The following is a 1,119-nucleotide window of genomic DNA, read 5'->3' as shown; positions in this document are numbered from 1 at the left end:
CTGCCGCAACCACTTTTCACTGAATTTCATGCTATTTACTCAATCCTGCTAAAACCGTTCTTAAACGTTTGAAAATGACGCCGTCCTCAACGGAACTGATCCAGGAAGCGCAAGTCGTTCTCAAAGAATTGGCGCAGGTCATTGACGCCATAACGCAGCATGGCAAAACGCTCAACCCCCATACCAAAAGCAAAACCGGTGTACTTTTCAGGATCAATCCCGGAGTAGCGGAACACGTCCGGGTGCACCATGCCGCAGCCCAGCACTTCCAGCCATTTGATCGAGCCATCGTCATTACGGCCCCACTCAATGTCCACCTCGGCAGAAGGCTCAGTGAACGGGAAGTAGGATGGACGGAAACGAACCTGCAGGTCATCCCGCTCAAAAAAGACTCTCAGGAAATCAATCAGCACACTTTTCAGGTCCGCAAAGCTGACTTTCTCGGCGACGTACAGGCCTTCCACCTGATGGAACATCGGGCTATGGGTCTGGTCAGAGTCGCAGCGATACACCTTACCCGGGCAGACAATGGCAATGGGCGGGTTTTCATTATTGTTGACGAAACGCTCCATGGTGCGAACCTGAACCGGTGAGGTGTGGGTTCTCAATACGGTCGTGTCGTCAAAATAGAACGTATCGTGCATGGCACGGGCGGGATGGTGACCGGGAATATTCAGGGCTTCGAAGTTATGGTAATCATCTTCGATTTCCGGCCCCTGCTCCACCGTAAAGCCGATACGACCGAAATAATCGGTTATCCGTTCCATGGTACGGGTAATCGGGTGAATGGTACCCAGCACCTGACCACGTCCGGCCAGAGATACATCAATGGACTCACTGGCCAGCCTGGCATCCAGAGCCTGCTGATCCAGCAACGCTTTCTTATGATTGATCGCGTCCTGAACCTGCTGCTTGCCTTTGTTAATCAGCCCACCCGCTTTGGGTCGCTCTTCAGGGGAGAGCTGGCCAAGGGCCTTGAGCAAAGCGGTCAGCTCGCCTTTCTTACCAAGGAACTGAACGCGGATCTCGTCCAGACCTGAGGCGTCAGCAACGGCTGCAACGGCACTGAGTGCGCTGGCCACCAGCGTATCAAGCGTGTTATCCAGATTCTCCATGGGG

At 53.7% G+C, this 1,119-nt stretch carries 1 protein-coding gene; it reads right to left on the bottom strand.

The window, feature by feature from the left end; genetic code table 11:
* Positions 1 to 86: 86 nt before the first annotated feature.
* Positions 87 to 1,115, bottom strand: coding sequence for a phenylalanine--tRNA ligase subunit alpha (gene pheS, locus KDK13_RS13325; RefSeq protein WP_257285462.1), 1,029 nt, complete (start codon positions 1,113 to 1,115; stop codon positions 87 to 89).
* Between the last annotated feature and the right edge of the window lie 4 nt (positions 1,116 to 1,119).

The sequence above is a fragment of the Endozoicomonas sp. SESOKO1 genome (assembly GCF_024606265.1).
GTDB lineage: Bacteria > Pseudomonadota > Gammaproteobacteria > Pseudomonadales > Endozoicomonadaceae > Endozoicomonas.
Note: the sequence above shows the minus strand (reverse complement) of the source record. Positions and strands in the feature narration are given on the sequence as shown.